This window comes from Nocardioides sp., from assembly GCF_044226765.1.
Taxonomy (GTDB): Bacteria; Actinomycetota; Actinomycetes; order Propionibacteriales; family Nocardioidaceae; genus Nocardioides.
Genome location: NZ_JBGAGJ010000003.1, coordinates 295,016 through 311,605, shown reverse-complemented (window position 1 = coordinate 311,605; position 16,590 = coordinate 295,016). Strand labels below are relative to the sequence as shown.

Sequence of the window (16,590 nt, the reverse complement as noted above, 5' to 3'; positions counted from 1 at the left end):
GGCGGTCAGGCGAGCCCGGCCGCGGCGGCGGCGGCCGCCACGTCGGCGTCGATGACGGTGTCGACGACGGTCCCGCCGCTCTCGGCGAAGCCCTCGAGGGCGGTGGCCGTGTCCTTGAGCCCGTGGCCGGTCACCGTGAGCACGACGGTGCTGCCGCGGTAGGACTCGCCGCCGGCCAGCTCCTGGAGGAGTCCGGCCACACCGGCCGCGGACGCCGGCTCGACGAAGACCCCGTCGCGACAGGCCAGCTCCCGCTGGGCGGCGAGGATCTGGTCGTCGCTGACCGCGGCGAAGCGTCCGCCGGACTCGTCGCGCGCGGCCTCGGCCAGCTTCCACGACGCCGGGTTGCCGATCCGGATCGCGGTGGCGCGGGTCTCGGGGTCGGGGAACGGCTCGCCGGTCACCAGGGGCGCCGCCCCGGCGGCCTGGAACCCGCGCATGACCGGCTTCTTCGTCGCCATCCCCCAGTCGCAGTACTGGGTGTAGCCCAACCAGTACGCCGAGATGTTGCCGGCGTTGCCGACCGGCAGCAGGTGGTAGTCGGGCGCATCGCCGAGGAAGTCGACGATCTCGAACGCCGCGGTCTTCTGTCCCTCCAGCCGCACCGGGTTGACCGAGTTGACCAGGGCGACCGGGTAGTCCCAGGCCAGGCCCTTGGCCATGCCGAGGCAGTCGTCGAAGTTGCCGCGGACCATGATCACCTGGGCGCCGTGGAGGATCGCCTGGGCCATCTTGCCGGCGGCGATCTTGCCCTCGGGCACCAGCACCAGCGGCTTGAGGCCGGCCTTCGCGGCGTACGCAGCCATCGATGCGGACGTGTTGCCGGTCGAGGCGCACACGACCGCCTCGGCCCCGTCGTGCTTGGCGACCGAGATCGCCGCGGTCATGCCGCGGTCCTTGAACGAGCCGGTCGGGTTGCCGCCCTCGACCTTGAGCCACACCTCGGCGCCGGTCAGGCCGGAGAGCCACTCGGAGGACACCAGCGGCGTGCCGCCCTCCCGCAGCGTGACGGCGACGGTGCCCTCGGGGATCGCGAGGAGGTCCCGGTACTCCTCGATGACGCCCCGCCACTGGTGCGTGCGGGTGATGCTCGGCACGAGCTCGGGGCTCACTCTCCTGCTCCTTCGACCCTCATGACGGAGGTGACCTCACGCACGATCTCCATGTCGCGCAGGTGCTCGACGGTCGCGCGGAGCTGGGCGTCGGTCGACTCGTGGGAGACGACGACGAGCTGGGCGTCGGCGCCGCGGCCCTCCTGGCGGACGGTCTGGATCGAGACGCCGTTCTCGGCGAACGCGGTCGCCACGGCGGCGAGCACGCCGGCGCGGTCGTCGACGTCGATCGCCACGTGGTAGCGGGTGACCGTCTCCCCCATCGGCAGCACGGCGCGGTCGGCGTACGCCGACTCGCCGGCGCCCCGCGTCCGTGCGAGCCGGTTGCGCGCGACCGTCACCAGGTCGCCGAGGACAGCGGAGGCGGTCGGCGACCCGCCCGCACCCGGCCCGTAGAACATCAGCTGTCCGGCGGCCTCGGACTCGACGAACACCGCGTTGTAGGCCTCGCGCACCGACGCCAGCGGGTGCGACCTGGGGATCATCGCCGGGTGGACGCGCACGGAGACCGCCTCCTCCCCGCCCGGGCCGGACCGCAGCTCGCAGATCGCGAGGAGCTTGACCACGCTGCCCATGTCACGGGCCGACTGCACGTCGGCGGCGGTGACGTCGGAGATCCCCTCGCGGTGGACGTCGGCGGCGGTCACCCGGGAGTGGAAGGCGAGCGAGGCCAGGATCGCCGCCTTCGCCGCCGCGTCGAAGCCCTCGACGTCGGCGGTGGGGTCGGCCTCGGCGTACCCGAGCTCCTGGGCCTCCTCGAGCGCCTCCTCGAACCCGGCGCCGGAGGTGTCCATCTTGTCGAGGATGAAGTTGGTGGTGCCGTTGACGATGCCGAGCACCCGGGTGACCTTGTCACCGGCGAGCGACTCGCGCAGCGGCCGCAGGATCGGGATCGCGCCGGCGACGGCGGCCTCGTAGTAGAGGTCCCGGCCGGCCTTCTCGGCAGCCTCGAACAGGGTCGGGCCGTCCTCGGCGAGCAGCGCCTTGTTGGCGGTCACCACGGACGCCCCGCTCTCCAGGGCGGCGAGGATCAGCGAGCGCGCCGGCTCGATCCCGCCGATCACCTCGACGACGAGGTCGACGTCGGGGCGCGAGACCAGCCCGACCGCGTCCGTGGTGAGGAGCCCCGCGGGCACCTCGACGTCCCGGGCCGCGTCGATCCTCCGCACGGCCACCCCCACGAGCTCGACCGGCGCTCCGATGCGCGCCGCGAGGTCGCTCGCCTGCTCGTCGAGCAGCCGCACCACCTGGGAGCCGACCGAGCCGCAGCCGAGCACCGCGACCCGGAGCCGGTCCGGGCTGGCCTTGTCGCCCTCCATCACTGATCACCCATGTCCGTCGCCAACAGGTCGTCGACAGTCTCGCGGCGTACGACGACGCGCGCGACCCCGTCCCGCACAGCGACCACCGGCGGCCGCAGCGCGTGGTTGTAGTTCGAGGCCATCGAGCGGCAGTAGGCGCCGGTCCCCGGCACCGCCAGCAGGTCGCCGGGCGCGATGTCGCCGGGGAGGAACTCGTCCTTGACCACGACGTCGCCGGCCTCGCAGTGCTTCCCCACGACGCGCGAGAGCACCGGCGGTGCCTCGGAGGAGCGCGAGGCCAGCGTGCACGAGTAGTCGGCGTCGTACAGGGCGGTGCGGATGTTGTCGCTCATCCCGCCGTCGACCGAGAGGTAGGTGCGCACCGCGCCGCCGTCGAGCTCGACCGCCTTGACCGTGCCGACGGTGTAGACGGTGCACACGGCCGGACCGACGATCGCTCGGCCGGGCTCGATGGACAGGCGCGGCTCGGGGATGCCGAGCGCGCGGCACTCGTGCTCGACGATCTTGGTCATCTCGGTGGCCAGCTGCGCCGGGTCGGCGGGGTCGTCCTGGGTGGTGTAGGCGATGCCGAAGCCGCCGCCGAGGTCCATCTCGGGGAGCGTGACGCCGAGCTCGTCGGAGATCCGGGCCTGCAGGGCCAGCACCCGGCGGGCCGCGACCTCGAAGCCGGAGGAGTCGAAGATCTGGCTGCCGATGTGGGAGTGCAGCCCGAGCAGCTCGACGCCGGGCGCCGCGAGCACCCGCCGCACCGCCTCCATCGCGTCGCCGGAGGTGATCGAGAACCCGAACTTCTGGTCCTCGTGGGCCGTGGCGATGTACTCGTGGGTGTGCGCCTCCACGCCCGCGGTGACCCGCACCATCACCCGGGCACCGAGCCCGGACTCGGCGGTGATCGTCTCGAGGCGACGGATCTCGTCGAAGGAGTCGACCACGATGCGCCCGACGCCCTCGGCGACGGCGCGGCGCAGCTCGACCATCGTCTTGTTGTTGCCGTGGTAGCCGATCCGCGCCGGGTCGAAGCCGGCCCGCAGCGCCACCGTCAGCTCGCCGTCGGAGCACACGTCGAGGCTGAGGCCCTCCTCGGCGACCCACCGGGCGACCGTCGTGCAGAGGAACGCCTTGCCGGCGTAGAAGACGTCGTACGCCGCGAACGCGTCGCGGAACGCCCCCGCCCGCGCCCGGAAGTCCTCCTCGTCCAGCACGTACGCCGGCGTGTTCACGTCCGCGACCAGCTCGGCCACCGACAGGCCACCGACGTGCAGCTCGCCGTCGCGCTTGTGGGCGGTCTGGGACCACAGGTGCGGGACCAGCGCGTTCGGGTCGCGCGGCGGCTGCAGCCAGGCGGGACCGCGCAGCGCGCCGGACGCGTGCGCCCAGCCGGCCTCGTGGGTGGTGCTCATCCGGGGCCCCGTCGGCTCACATGCGCTCGGGGGCGGACACCCCGAGCAGACGCAGCCCGTTGGCGAACACGGTGCGGGCCGCCGCGACGAGCACCAGGCGCGCCTCGTTGACCGCGGTCACGGGCTCGTCGCCCTGGGGCAGCATCCGGCACTCGCGGGTGTCGTACCACCGGTTGAAGACCGCGGCCAGGTCCTCGAGGTAGCGGGCGACGCGGTGCGGGTGCCGCAGCTCGGCGGCGGAGGCCACCACGCGCGGGAACTCGGCGAGCGACCGCAGCAGGTCGCCCTCCCGCTCGTGGGAGAGCAGGGTCGGGTCGAACCCCGTGGCCAGGTCGGTGGGCAGCGACATCCCGAGCGAGATGGCGTTCTCCATCATCCGGCAGGTCCGGGCGTGGGCGTACTGCACGTAGTAGACCGGGTTGTCGTTGGAGGCCTTGGTGATCTCCGCGACGTCGAGCACGAGCGGAGAGTCGGCCGGGTAGCGCGCGAGCGAGTAGCGGAGCGCGTCGGTGCCGATCTCGTCGATCAGCTCCTCCAGCGAGACGATGTCGCCGGCCCGCTTGGACAGCCGGACCTCCTCGCCGTCCTTGACGATCTTGACCAGCTGGCCGATGAGCACCTCGATGTTGCGCTCGGGGTCGTCGCCCGCGCACGCCGCCATCGCCTTGAGCCGGCCGACGTAGCCGTGGTGGTCGGCACCGAGCAGGTAGATGCACCGGTCGAAGCCCCGCTCGCGCTTGTTGACGTAGTACGCCGTGTCGCTGGCGAAGTAGGTGAGCTCGCCGTTCGAGCGGATCAGCACCCGGTCCTTGTCGTCGCCGAAGTCGGTGGTGCGCATCCACAGTGCGCCGTCGGCGTCGAAGAGGTGGCCCTGCGCCCGCAGCTTCTCCAGCCCGGTCGCGACGTCGTCGCTGTCGTGGAGGGTCCGCTCGGAGAACCACACGTCGAACACGGTGTTGAACCGTGCGAGCTGCTCGCGCTGGTCGGCGAGCTGCAGTTCGTAGCCCTTCTCCCGGAAGGCGACCCGCCGCTCGGGCTCGGGCAGGTCGAGGATCGCGGGGTCGGCGGCGACGATCTGCTCGGCGAGGTCGCCGATGTAGTCGCCGTGGTAGCCGTCCTCGGGCGTCGGCAGGCCCAGGGCGGCGGCCTCGATGGAGGCGCCGAACAGGTCCATCTGGTTGCCGCGGTCGTTGATGTAGAACTCCCGCGTCACCGACGCACCTGCGGCCTCGAGCACCCGAGCGATGGCGTCGCCCACGACGGCCCAGCGGGTGTGCCCCAGGTGCAGCGGGCCGGTGGGGTTCGCCGAGATGAACTCGACGTCGATCCGCTCACCCGCGAGCGTGGCGGTGACGCCGTACGCGTCCCCCTCCTCGACGACCTGCCCGGCGATCGAGCCCTGGGCACCCGCGGCGACGGTGATGTTGAGGAACCCGGGCCCGGCGACCTCCACGGCGGCCACCCCGTCGACCGCGGCGAGGCGCTGCTGGACGAGTGCGGCCAGCTCCCGCGGGTTGGTCCCGGCCTTCTTGGCCAGCTGCATGGCGACGTTGGTCGCGTAGTCGCCGTGCCCCTTCTGGCGCGGCCGCTCCACCGTCACCGTCGTCGGGACGCCGTCGGGCAGGGTGATCGCACCCTCGGCCGACAGCGTCGTCAGCACGTCGACGATCGCGGTGGAGAGCTGCTCAGGAGTCACCGGCCCAGGGTATCGGCGCCGGAGCGGCGACCTCGCATCGATATCGACGGCGAGACCGCCGGGCGGCCCGGCCGATTGCACGTCCGTGAGATCCCGGTTGTAGGGTGACGCGCAGCCCCGCCGGCGATCCCAGCGGGGTCGTTGCCTCCGTAGCTCAGGGGATAGAGCACTGGTTTCCGGTACCAGGTGTCGCAGGTTCGAATCCTGCCGGAGGCGCCCACCACCGACGAGCCCCACCCTCGACGAGCCCCCTCGACGAGCCCCCTCGACGAGCAGAGGCGTCAGCGCCCGAGGCTCCCGACCACGCCGACCCGGAAGCCGAGCCACGGGTAGGTCCGGGCGAAGAACGCGTTGTCCTGCGGCTGCAGGCCGACCGCGGACGGCCACATCTGGTACGCCGGCGCGTTCGCCACGCCACCGTGCAGTCGGCGCCACGTGCGCCCGCCGTCGCGCCCGGACGGCGGCGGCGTGATCGTGTCGGTCCACTCGACCGCGTTGCCGCCCTGGTCGAGGGTGCCCCACGGCGAGCGGGTGCGGGCCTGTCCGACGGTCGCGAGGCTCCCGACGAAGGCCTTGGCGTACGCCGACGCGCCCATCCCGAACGGGTTCACCGTCGAGCAGCCGCCGCCGGAGAGCTGGGCCGCGGGCGGGCACCACGTCGGCGCCGGCTGACCGCTCGCGCGGAAGCCCGCCAGCGGCTGGTCCCGACGGTTGACGACGTCCCCGGTGGAGTAGTCGAGCGCGGTCGGGTGGGGCGCGGTCGCACTGCCGTCACCGAACACGCCCGGGTTGGTGGGGTACTTCCAGTAGGACAGGGTGCCTCCCCCGTCCGGGTCGTAGTAGGCCGCCTTCACCCACTCGTCCTGGCTCGGCACGACGAACCCGCTCTGGCGCGATCGGGTGGCGGCGGGGTCGCGCAGGTCGTACATGCCCCGCTCGGTCCGCGGCGAGAGACGCACGCGGTAGGTGACGTAGCGGACACCGTGCCGGTGTGCGCGCGACCTGGACAGCACCGTCCCGTTGTCCAGGGAGTTCACGAACCGGGCGGCGGACAGGAAGGTCGCGAAGCCGTACGGCTTGTCCGCCCACGCCTTCGCGGCCACCCGGTAGTGGGTGCCCGGCCGGGCGTGCCGGACGCGGTCGACCTGGCCGTAGCCGGGCCAGGCCGTCGAGCCCTGCGACCGCGTCCAGAGCCGGTGTGCGTCGCGCCCCCGAGGGTCGACTGTGTTGAGGAAGGTCACCCACTGGCCGACCGTGGTCTCGAGCTCGGCGATGCCGTACCGGTGGTCGACCCCTCCGATGGACACGCAGTCCGGGCCCGTGGTCGGGGCGTCGGCGCAGGAGGCGTAGATCGCGTCGGTGAACGGGACGACGCCGACCGCGGGGTTGCCCGGCTTGCCGACCTGGACCGTCCGCACGGTGACGACGCCGGGGCGGGCATCCGCGGCCAGGCTGGGTGCCGCAGGGAGCGCGACGAGGAGGCCGGCGCCGGCCAGTGCCGCGAGAGCGCGAGGGGCACGGGGAGACCGCGCGGGAGAAGCCATGGTGGAGTGAAGCATCACCGGCGACGCGGTGTCGGGTGAACGCGGAATTCGTCACCCCGCCTCGCCCGGGCACTGCCAGCGGCGACGTCAGCAGTGCTCGAGGGTCGCGTCCTTGCGGGCCTCGTCGCCCAGTGCCCGGGCCTGGTCGACGTAGGGCAGGACGACGCTCGCACCGCCGATGTCGCCGATGCTGCCCTGGACCACGCAGGTGGTGACCTTCTTCGGGTCGACCTGCGCGACGGCCTGGGCCAGCCGGAACAGCTCGGCCGGGGACAGGTCGGTGTCGAGGTTGTCCATCACCGACAGCACCCCCTTCTCCAGGAAGCCGGGCACGTGGGCGCGCGCGGCCACCTTGGCCTGGATGCCGCGCAGCACCCGCTGCTGGTTGGCCGAGCGGTCGAAGTCTCCCCGCAGCAGGTTGTGGCGGATCCGGGAGAACGCCATGGCGTCGTACCCACCGAGGTGGATCTTGCCCTTCGGGAAGCCGGCCGGCTTGAGGTAGGTGTCGTCGAAGGCGACGGGGTTGTCGACCTCGATGCCGCCGATCCCCTTGACCATCGCCTGGAAGAACTTGAACCGCGTCACGAAGACGTAGTCGGGCTGGATGCCGACCAGGTCGCCGACGGTCTTCCCCAGCAGCTGGGGGCCGCCGTAGTAGAGGGAGGCGTTGATCTTGTCGTTGCCGTGCCCGGCGATGTCGACCCAGGAGTCGCGGGGCACGCCGATGGCCGCGGCCGCACCGGTGCGGGTGTTCATCCCGACCAGCTGCAGCGCGTCGCCGCGGGTGTGCGTCATGTCCTCCCCCGGCCGGGCGTCGGACCCGACGGCGAGGATCCAGATCACGTCGGGATCGACGTCGACGCCCTCGGCGCGGTCGACCTTGACCAGGGCGACCTCGGTCGGCTTGACCGCCGAGTCGGGGACGACCAGTGCGGCGACGGCGAGGACCAGTCCGACGGCGAGGACGCGGAGCGCCCGGCGCGCCGGCGTCCGGTGGGACATCCCCCTGCCGGCCATCACACGACCCCCTTGGTGACGTCGTAGGCGAACACCTTCCAGCCGTGGTCGGTCGGCGTGAGGTAGAGCCGGCCGCGGACCCGGACGTCGCGGGCCAGGTCACCGGTCGTGCGGAAGGTGAGCGCCACGTGCGCGGTCACGCCCACCGGGCGCTGCTTGACGGCGAGGGCGTCGATGCGGACCGTGCTGCGGCGCAGGTCCACCCCGTCGATGCGGGCCCCGATGTCGGCGTTGCTCATCAGGTCCCGGTCGCGGCGGGCCTGCTGCTGCGCGCCCGGGGTGAAGCCCGGCCAGGCGTCGGTGAAGGCGCTGCGCGGGTAGTCGCCGCCGAGGTACGCCGCGGTGGTCCAGCCGTCCACCAGGTCGGTGACCGTGGCTGCGACCCGCTCCCGGGCCGGCTGCGGCAGGCGGCCGGTCACCTTCCCCCACGACACCTGGGTCTGCTCGGCCGGGGCGGTCGGGGACGTCGAGGGTGCACCCGACGGCTCGTCGCTGTCCCCGCTGCAGCCGGCCGCCACGAGTGCGACGGCGACCGTCACCGCGCCCGCCAGGCCTGCCGCCCGGACGGCGCTGCGCGCTGGTCCCCTCATGCTCCGACCACGTCCTCTCGGCGTCTCGTCGGCGTCTGGTCGATCCGATCCTGCCCGGCAGTGTCGGTGACCGGCGTGTGGCTCGGGGCACACCACGCCGAAACTCCACCCGGGCAGTCTGCATTTGCTGGGCCGTAGGTCTAGCCTTGACGTCTGGAGCACACCCCCGCGCACGTACCGGAAGAGGCGAATCAACCCGTGCCGCAGTCCCCAGGCAGTCCGACCGAGACCTCCGGCGCCGACTTCGGCGCCAACGAGTGGCTCGTCGAGGAGATGTACGACCAGTACCAGCGGGACCCGGGCAGCGTGGACCCGACCTGGGTGCAGTACTTCCAGGCCAACGGCAAGGCCGCCGCCCGGACCAACGGCGCGGCCGGCAACGGCGCGGCCGGCAACGGCGCGACCGGCAACGGCGCGACCGGCGCCCCGGCCGCAGCGAAGCCCGCGCCCGCCCGCGAGCAGGCCGCCGCGCCGGCACCGCACGTGGACCCGACGCCGACCCCGGCTCCCAAGGCCCGACCCCGCCCGGTCACCAAGGCCGCCGAGCCGGCCAAGGGCACCAGCAACCCCGTGCCCAAGGAGTCGCGTCCGGCCGCCCCGCCCGCGGCGAGCGACGAGCCGACGTACACCGTGCTGCGCGGCGCCCCGGCCCGCACGGTCGCCAACATGGACGCCTCGCTATCGGTGCCCACGGCGACGTCCGTGCGGTCGGTCCCGGTCAAGCTGCTGTGGGACAACCGCACGGTCATCAACAACCACCTCGCACGCGCCCGCGGCGGCAAGGTGAGCTTCACCCACGTCATCGGCTACGCGATGGTGAAGGCGCTGCGCGCCATGCCGGAGATGAACGTCGGGTTCGACGTCGTCGACGGCAAGCCCACCCTCATCCAGCCCGCCCACATCAACCTCGGCCTCGCGATCGACGTCAAGAAGCCCGACGGCTCGCGCCAGCTGCTGGTCCCCAGCATCAAGGCCGCCGAGACCATGGACTTCGCGGCGTTCTGGACCGCCTACGAGGAGATCGTCCGCAAGACCCGCGACAACAAGCTCACGATCGAGGACTTCCAGGGCACCACGATCTCGCTGACCAACCCCGGCGGCATCGGCACCGTGCACTCGGTCCCGCGCCTGATGAAGGGCCAGGGCGCGATCATCGGTGTCGGTGCGATGGAGTACCCGCCGGAGTGGCAGGGCGCCTCGGAGGAGGCGATCGCCCGCAACGCGATCAGCAAGGTCATGACCCTGACGTCGACGTACGACCACCGGGTCATCCAGGGCGCCCAGTCCGGCGAGTACCTCAAGCGCATCCACCAGCTGCTGCTCGGCCAGGACGAGTTCTACGACGAGATCTTCCGGTCGCTGCGGATCCCCTACGAGCCGATCCGCTGGGCCAACGACATCTCCGCGACCCACGACGACGAGATCAGCAAGCAGGCACGCATCCTCGAGCTGATCCACGCCTACCGGGTGCGCGGCCACATGATGGCCGACACCGACCCGCTGGAGTACCGCCAGCGCAGCCACCCCGACCTCGAGGTGGAGTCGCACGGCCTGACCCTGTGGGACCTCGACCGGGAGTTCGCGACCGGCTCGTTCGGCGGCGAGGGCCGGCGCTTCATGAAGCTGCGCCAGATCCTAGGGATCCTGCGCGACTCCTACTGCCGCACGACCGGCATCGAGTACATGCACATCATGGATCCCGAGCAGCGGCACTGGATCCAGGAGCGGGTCGAGCAGCCGCACACGAAGCCGCCGCGCGAGGAGCAGCTGCGGATCCTGCTCAAGCTCAACCAGGCCGAGGCCTTCGAGACCTTCCTGCAGACCAAGTTCGTCGGCCAGAAGAGGTTCTCCCTCGAGGGCGGCGAGACCACGATCCCGGTCATCGACGAGATCTGCGAGGCCGCCGCGGAGGCCGACCTCGACGAGGTCACCATCGGCATGGCCCACCGCGGCCGGCTCAACGTGCTCGCCAACATCGTCGGCAAGAAGTACAGCCAGATCTTCCGTGAGTTCGAGGGCAACATCGACCCGCGGACCGTGCAGGGCTCCGGCGACGTCAAGTACCACCTCGGCGCCGAGGGTGCCTTCACCGCGGGGTCGGGCGCCGAGATCAAGGTCTCCGTCGCCGCGAACCCCTCGCACCTCGAGGCGGTCGACCCGGTGCTGGAGGGCATCGCGCGGGCCAAGCAGGACGTGCTGAACCGCGGCGCGGCGTACCCCGTGCTGCCGCTGCTGGTCCACGGCGACGCAGCGTTCGCCGGCCAGGGCGTCGTCGCCGAGACGCTCAACCTCTCCCAGCTGCGCGGCTACCGCACCGGCGGCACCATCCACCTGGTCGTCAACAACCAGGTGGGCTTCACGACCTCGCCGGGGTCCTCGCGCTCCTCGCTCTACTGCACCGACGTCGCCCGGATGGTGCAGGCGCCGATCTTCCACGTCAACGGCGACGACCCCGAGGCCTGCATCCGCGTCGCGCGGCTGGCGTTCGAGTACCGCCAGGCGTTCAACAAGGACGTCGTCATCGACCTGGTCTGCTACCGCCGGCGCGGTCACAACGAGGGCGACGACCCGTCGTACACCCAGCCGCTGATGTACGACCTGATCGAGCAGAAGCGCTCGGTCCGCAAGCTCTACACCGAGTCCCTCATCGGCCGTGGCGACATCACGATCGAGGAGGCCGAGCAGGTCCTGCGCGACTACCAGCAGCAGCTCGAGCGGGTGTTCACCGAGGTGCGCGAGGCGAGCAGCCAGCCCTCGGAGTGGACCACGGTCCCCGACTACCCCGACAAGCCGGCCGGCAAGACCCGCACCGCGGTGTCGGGCGAGGTGCTCAAGCGGATCGCGGACGCGTACGTCACGCCGCCGCAGGGCTTCACCGTCCACCCCAAGGTGATGCCGCAGCTCCAGCGCCGGGCCGCCGCGATCGCCGACGGTCCGATCGACTGGGGCACCGGCGAGATCCTGGCGTTCGGCTCCCTGCTGATGGACGGCCGCCCGGTGCGGCTGGCCGGGCAGGACTCGCGGCGCGGCACCTTCGTGTCCCGGTTCGCGACGATCATCGACCGCGTCAACGCCGACGAGTGGACGCCGCTGGCCAACCTCACCGAGGACCAGGCCAAGTTCTACGTCTACGACTCGCTGCTCTCGGAGTACGCCGCGCTCGGGTTCGAGTACGGCTACTCGGTCGCCCGTCCCGAGGCGCTCGTGCTCTGGGAGGCGCAGTTCGGTGACTTCGTCAACGGCGCCCAGACCGTCATCGACGAGTTCATCACCTCCGGCGAGACCAAGTGGCGCCAGCAGTCCGGCGTCGTGCTCCTGCTGCCGCACGGCTACGAGGGCCAGGGTCCCGACCACTCCTCGGCGCGCATCGAGCGCTTCATGACGATGGCCGCCGACGAGGCGTTCACCGTGGCGCAGCCGTCGACGCCTGCGTCGTACTTCCACCTGCTGCGCCAGCACTCGCTCGGCGAGGAGCACAAGCCGCTCATCGTGTTCACGCCCAAGTCGATGCTCAAGCGCAAGGAGGCGGCCTCGGGCCCCGACGAGTTCACCTCCGGCACGTTCGAGCCGTTCATCAGCGACGCCGCGGCCGACCCCGAGCAGGTGGACACGCTGCTGCTCTGCTCGGGCCGCGTGACCTGGGACCTGATGGTCGAGCGGGCCAAGCGCGAGGACGCCGGCCGCTTCGCGATCGCGCGGGTCGAGCAGCTCTACCCGCGGCCCGAGGACGAGATCCGCGCCGAGATCGCTCGGTTCCCCAAGCTCCGCGCGGTGCGCTGGGTGCAGGACGAGCCCGCGAACAACGGCCCGTGGCCGCACTACGCGCTCAACGTGTGGCCGCACGTCGACGCCCAGGTCGAGCTGGTCGGGCGCACCGAGTCCTCCTCCCCCTCGGTCGGCACCGTCAAGCGCCACACCGAGGAGCAGAAGGACCTGGTCGCCCGGGCGTTCTCCTGAGCCGGAGGACCGCGGTGGTCTCGAGGCTCGTCGCTGGCGCTCCGCGCACCTCGACGCCGGTCACGGTGGCTGAGGTGCGAGCGCAGCGGGCCTCGAAACCACCCCGGCGGAAGGACTGACCGTGTACTTCACCGACCGCGGGATCGAGGAGCTCGAGCGGCGCCGGGGGGACGAGGAGGTCACCCTCGCCTGGCTGGCCGACCGGCTCCAGGAGTTCACCGACACCCACCCGGAGTTCGAGACCGCCGTCGAGCGGTTCGCCACCTGGCTGGCCCGTCTCGACGACCCGGAGGACTAGCGAGGACGCGTCAGCGGACTCGCTGATGGTGGTCGAGCGAGCCGCGCGACCGAGGGACGAGGTCGCGACCGGCGTGTCGAGACCCAGGGGCCGTCGCGGCGGGTCGACCTCACCCCAGCGCCGCGAAGCCGGCGCGCACCCGCGCCGGCAGGTCGCCGCCGTCGCGCACCCAGGCGGCCACGGAGGTCCGGAAGACCGCGATGCCGACGGCGGCCAGGACCTCGGCACCGTCCTCGTCACGTGCCGCGAGCGCGGTGGCGAGGGCGTGCTCCCACGAGGCGAAGGTGTCGAGCAGCCCGCCCCGCAGCACCGGCGAGGTCGCGACCGCGCGCTGGCGCAGCGCCACCCGCTCCCGGTCGTCGGCGAAGCCACGGGCGAGCACCCCGACCGCGACGGCGACCACGGGGAGCCCCGAGCCCGGCGTCGTGGCCACCGCCTCCCGCAGCGCGGCCTGCCGCTCGGCGCGGCCCATGTCGAGCACCTCGTCCTTGGTCGCGAAGTAGCGGAAGAAGGTGCGCGCCGACACCCCGGCGTCGGCCGCGACAGCCTCGACCGAGGTGGCGTCGTACCCGTCGCGCGCGAAGCGGCGCAGGGCGGCGTCCTCCAGCGCGCGCCGGGTGTCGGCCTTGCGCCGCTCGCGCCGCCCGACCGGGGCGTCAGTCACCGGCCACGGCCGCCTGCACCTGGGTGGCCCGGTCGGGCCGGGCCGCCGGGTCGCCGCTGCGGACCTCGACCCGGTCGAGGGTGCCGGTGAAGGCGAACGGCGGGCGGTAGTCCGGGCTCACGGCGATGCCACGGTCGCGACCGACCAGCAGACCCGCCCCGGCGGTGGTCAGGTTCGGGAAGAACACCAGTCCCGGGAGCGGTGCGGCTGCGACGTCGGACCCGTCCACGCTGAGCACCACCCGCGCGCCGGCACCGGGCTCGTAGCGCAGCCCCAGGACGTGCTCCCCCGCCGGCACCGGGTCCACCGCCGCGACCCGCACGGGACCGTCGAGCAGCGCGAACGTCGCGACCGGCCGGCCCTCGAGCAGGTAGCAGGCCCACCCGCCGTGCCGGTCGCCCAGCGCCGCCACCACTCCCTCGGCGCCGCCCTCGGGCACGTCGAGGTACGCCGTCAGCTCGAAGCCCCCCAGGGACGTCGGTTGCTGCGGGACGGGGACGGGCGCTCCGCCGGGCCGGTAGGTCGCCCCCTCGGGCGGGGGGTGCTCGCCGGGGTGCATGTGCGCCATCGACCCCGGGAACTCGAAGAGCGGCAGCACCTGGTTGCGGCCCGCCTCGGCCCACCAGAGCCCCTCGAGGCGTCGGACCAGGTCCGGGTGCTCGTCGGCGAGGTCGGTCGACTCCGAGAAGTCCTCGTCGAGGTGGAACAGCGACCAGCGGTCGGTGTCGAAGTCGTGGCTGCCGACCACGTGCTCGCGCTCGCCGAACTGGTTGGCGACGTGGTCGGTCACGGCCTTCCAGCCGTCGTGGTAGATGCCCCGCGAGCCCATCATCTCGAAGTACTGCAGCGTCCGGTGCTCGGGCGCGTCCGGGTCGTCGAAGGTCGAGATCATCGAGGCCCCGTCCACCGGCTGCTGCGAGACGCCGTCGACGGTCTCGGGCAGGTCGACGCCCGCCGCGTCGAGGATGGTCGCGTAGACGTCGACCGCGTGGCAGAACTGCGAGCGGACGGCGCCCGGGGTGGCGATCCGGTCACCCCAGCGCACGACGAGCGGGGTGCGCACCCCGCCGAGCCAGGCGTAGCGCTTCCAGAGCCGCAGCGGGGCGTTGCCGGCCCAGGCCCAGCCCCACGGGTAGTGGTTGTTGGCGTCGGGCCCACCGATGTCGTCGATGTGCTCCAGCGCGGTGCCCACGTCCTCCCCGAGACCGAGCCAGGCAGCCGCCTCGTTGAGCGTGCCGGTCGGCCCGCCCTCCGCGCTCGCCCCGTTGTCGGACAGCACCATCACCAGCGTGTCGTCCGCGATCCCCAGGGAGTCGAGGCTGTCGAAGAGCCGGCCGAGGTGGTGGTCGGTGTGGGTCACGAAGCCGGCGAACACCTCCATGTAGCGGGCGAAGAGACGTCGCTCGTCGGTGGAGAGGGTCTCCCAGGCCGGCACCCAGGACGGCCGCCCGGTGAGCACCGTCCCCGGTGGGACCACGCCCTCGGCGACCTGCCGGTCGAACGCCCGCTGCCGCCAGGCCTCCCAGCCGTCGTCGAACTGCCCCCGGTACGGCGCCACCCACTCCTCGGCGACCTGGTGCGGAGCGTGGGCGGCGCCGGTGCCGAGGTAGCAGAAGAACGGCTTGCGGGCGTCGGCCTGCTGCTGGTCGGTGATCATGCGGATCGCCTGGTCGACCAGGTCCTCGGTGAGGTGGTAGCCCTCCTCGTGCGTGCGCGGTGGCTCGACCTGGGTGTTGTCGCGGACGAGCTCGGGTGCCCACTGGTTGGTCTCGGCGCCCAGGAAGCCGTAGTAGCGCTCGAACCCGAGGCCCAGCGGCCAGCGCTCGAACGGGCCGGCCGCGGAGTACTCGCCCTGCGGGGTCAGGTGCCACTTGCCGACCGCCATCGTGTTGTAGCCGTGGTCGCGCAGCACCCGGGCCACCGACGCCGCGCTGCGCGGGATCCGGCCGTGGTAGCCCGGAAAGCCGAGCGCGGCCTCCTGGGTGACGCCCATCCCGACCGCGTGGTGGTTGCGGCCGGTCAGCAGCGCGGCCCGGGTGGCCGAGCAGACCGCCGTCACGTGGAAGCGGTTGTACCGCAGCCCCTGCGCCGCGAGCCGGTCGATGTTCGGGGTGTCGAAACCGGCGCCGAAGCAGCCGAGCTGGGCGAACCCGACGTCGTCGAGGACGACGACCAGGACGTTCGGGGCGTCCGGGCCGGGGCTCGGGTAGGGCACGAACCGGGGTTCGGAGGTGGCGACGCGGGTGGTGAGGCGCTGGGTCTGCACGGCGGCCATTCTGTCAGTCCACTGACAGTTTGTCCCCGGCTCGCGGTGCGGCAGGATGCGACCCATGACGGAGCCCACCACCCACACCCCGCCCGAGGCCGGGCCCGCCAGGACCGACTACCCGCCCGCCCCCTGGCAGATGGTCGGGCAGCTCTGGCTCTCCCTCTTCAAGCTCGGCCACGCGGTCGACGACCTGCGACCGGCCGGGATCTACGGTGCCGCGTTCGTCAGCTACGAGCCCGGATCGCCGCTCACCTACTCCGAGCTGCTGGTCGCTCGGCCGGTCCCGGTCCCCGGTGGCCGCGGCCGGCGGGTGAGCATCACCGACATCTGGGTCGACTCCCCCGCCTCCGTCGCCGGCGGCCGCGAGCTCTGGGCGATCCCGAAGGGACTGTGCGACTTCGAGCTCGACACCGCGCACCGGGGTCCGCTCTCCACGACCGACTGGACGGCCTCGCTCGGACGCCGGCCGATCGCCTCGGCGAGCTTCACCGACGTCTCCCGCGCGATGCTGCGGATCCCCTTCACGGGCAGCACCTGGCAGCCCGGCATCGACGACACCGGTGGCGAGGAGCGCACCGCCGTCCTCCGGGGCTCCTCAAAGGCGCTGCCGTGCCGCGGCCGGTGGGACTTCGCCGCCGACGGCCCCCTGGGGTGGCTGCGCGGGGCCCGGCAGCTGGCGTCCTTCCGCCAGGCCGACTTCCGGATGTCCTTCGGCTGACCG

At 72.6% G+C, this 16,590-nt stretch carries 12 protein-coding genes and 1 tRNA gene; 4 read left to right on the top strand and 9 right to left on the bottom strand.

Annotated elements, in window-relative coordinates; translation table 11 throughout:
• Positions 1 to 5 precede the first annotated feature (5 nt).
• From thrC to argS, 4 genes are read right to left on the bottom strand one after another with little or no spacing between them, the layout of a single operon-like run.
• A complete protein-coding gene (gene thrC, locus ACILRH_RS09120; protein ID WP_395692585.1) occupies positions 6 to 1,112 on the bottom strand; it encodes a threonine synthase in 1,107 nt (368 codons plus the stop codon).
• Positions 1,109 to 2,431 (bottom strand): homoserine dehydrogenase, encoded by a 1,323-nt coding sequence (locus ACILRH_RS09115; protein ID WP_395692583.1) that lies wholly within the window; start codon positions 2,429 to 2,431, stop codon positions 1,109 to 1,111. The genes thrC and ACILRH_RS09115 overlap by 4 nt, the downstream gene beginning before the upstream one ends.
• Positions 2,431 to 3,834 carry a diaminopimelate decarboxylase gene (gene lysA / locus ACILRH_RS09110; RefSeq protein ID WP_395692581.1) on the bottom strand — a complete coding sequence of 468 codons (1,404 nt, stop codon included), beginning with the start codon at positions 3,832 to 3,834 and terminating at the stop codon, positions 2,431 to 2,433. Before lysA ends, ACILRH_RS09115 begins: the two co-directional genes overlap by 1 nt.
• A 16-nt stretch (positions 3,835 to 3,850) precedes the next feature.
• Positions 3,851 to 5,530, bottom strand: a complete 1,680-nt coding sequence (gene argS / locus ACILRH_RS09105; RefSeq protein ID WP_395692579.1) for an arginine--tRNA ligase — start codon at positions 5,528 to 5,530, stop codon at positions 3,851 to 3,853.
• 143 nt (positions 5,531 to 5,673) lie between these two features.
• Here argS and ACILRH_RS09100 point away from each other — a divergent pair.
• Positions 5,674 to 5,746: transfer RNA gene (locus tag ACILRH_RS09100), tRNA-Arg, on the top strand.
• A gap of 65 nt (positions 5,747 to 5,811) precedes the next feature.
• On the opposite strand, the gene ACILRH_RS09095 is transcribed toward ACILRH_RS09100, so the two are convergent.
• The 3 genes from ACILRH_RS09095 to ACILRH_RS09085 all read right to left on the bottom strand — a co-directional run bounded on the left by ACILRH_RS09095 (position 5,812) and on the right by ACILRH_RS09085 (position 8,681).
• Positions 5,812 to 7,074 (bottom strand): hypothetical protein, encoded by a 1,263-nt coding sequence (locus ACILRH_RS09095; protein WP_395692577.1) that lies wholly within the window; start codon positions 7,072 to 7,074, stop codon positions 5,812 to 5,814.
• Positions 7,075 to 7,161: 87 nt separating this feature from the next.
• Positions 7,162 to 8,091 carry an LCP family protein gene (locus ACILRH_RS09090; protein WP_395692576.1) on the bottom strand — a complete coding sequence of 310 codons (930 nt, stop codon included), beginning with the start codon at positions 8,089 to 8,091 and terminating at the stop codon, positions 7,162 to 7,164.
• Positions 8,091 to 8,681, bottom strand: a complete 591-nt coding sequence (locus tag ACILRH_RS09085) for a hypothetical protein (RefSeq protein WP_395692574.1) — start codon at positions 8,679 to 8,681, stop codon at positions 8,091 to 8,093. The genes ACILRH_RS09090 and ACILRH_RS09085 overlap by 1 nt, the downstream gene beginning before the upstream one ends.
• 273 nt (positions 8,682 to 8,954) lie before the next feature.
• Between ACILRH_RS09085 and ACILRH_RS09080 the strand changes: the two genes are divergently transcribed.
• Together ACILRH_RS09080 and ACILRH_RS09075 are read left to right on the top strand one after the other, a co-directional pair.
• Positions 8,955 to 12,638, top strand: coding sequence for a multifunctional oxoglutarate decarboxylase/oxoglutarate dehydrogenase thiamine pyrophosphate-binding subunit/dihydrolipoyllysine-residue succinyltransferase subunit (locus ACILRH_RS09080; protein WP_395692897.1), 3,684 nt, complete (start codon positions 8,955 to 8,957; stop codon positions 12,636 to 12,638).
• Between the two features lie 121 nt (positions 12,639 to 12,759).
• Positions 12,760 to 12,936, top strand: a complete 177-nt coding sequence (locus ACILRH_RS09075) for a DUF6104 family protein (RefSeq protein ID WP_395692572.1) — start codon at positions 12,760 to 12,762, stop codon at positions 12,934 to 12,936.
• Positions 12,937 to 13,045: 109 nt separating this feature from the next.
• Here ACILRH_RS09075 and ACILRH_RS09070 read toward each other — a convergent pair whose 3' ends face one another.
• The gene (locus ACILRH_RS09070; protein ID WP_395692570.1) at positions 13,046 to 13,600 is read right to left on the bottom strand and encodes a TetR family transcriptional regulator; all 555 of its coding nucleotides are present in this window, start codon (positions 13,598 to 13,600) and stop codon (positions 13,046 to 13,048) included.
• A complete protein-coding gene (locus ACILRH_RS09065; protein ID WP_395692569.1) occupies positions 13,593 to 15,866 on the bottom strand; it encodes a sulfatase-like hydrolase/transferase in 2,274 nt (757 codons plus the stop codon). The genes ACILRH_RS09070 and ACILRH_RS09065 overlap by 8 nt, the downstream gene beginning before the upstream one ends.
• Before the next feature lie 64 nt (positions 15,867 to 15,930).
• On the opposite strand from ACILRH_RS09065, the gene ACILRH_RS09060 reads away from it, so the two are divergent.
• Positions 15,931 to 16,587 carry an acetoacetate decarboxylase family protein gene (locus ACILRH_RS09060; protein ID WP_395692567.1) on the top strand — a complete coding sequence of 219 codons (657 nt, stop codon included), beginning with the start codon at positions 15,931 to 15,933 and terminating at the stop codon, positions 16,585 to 16,587.
• Positions 16,588 to 16,590: the final 3 nt, after the last annotated feature.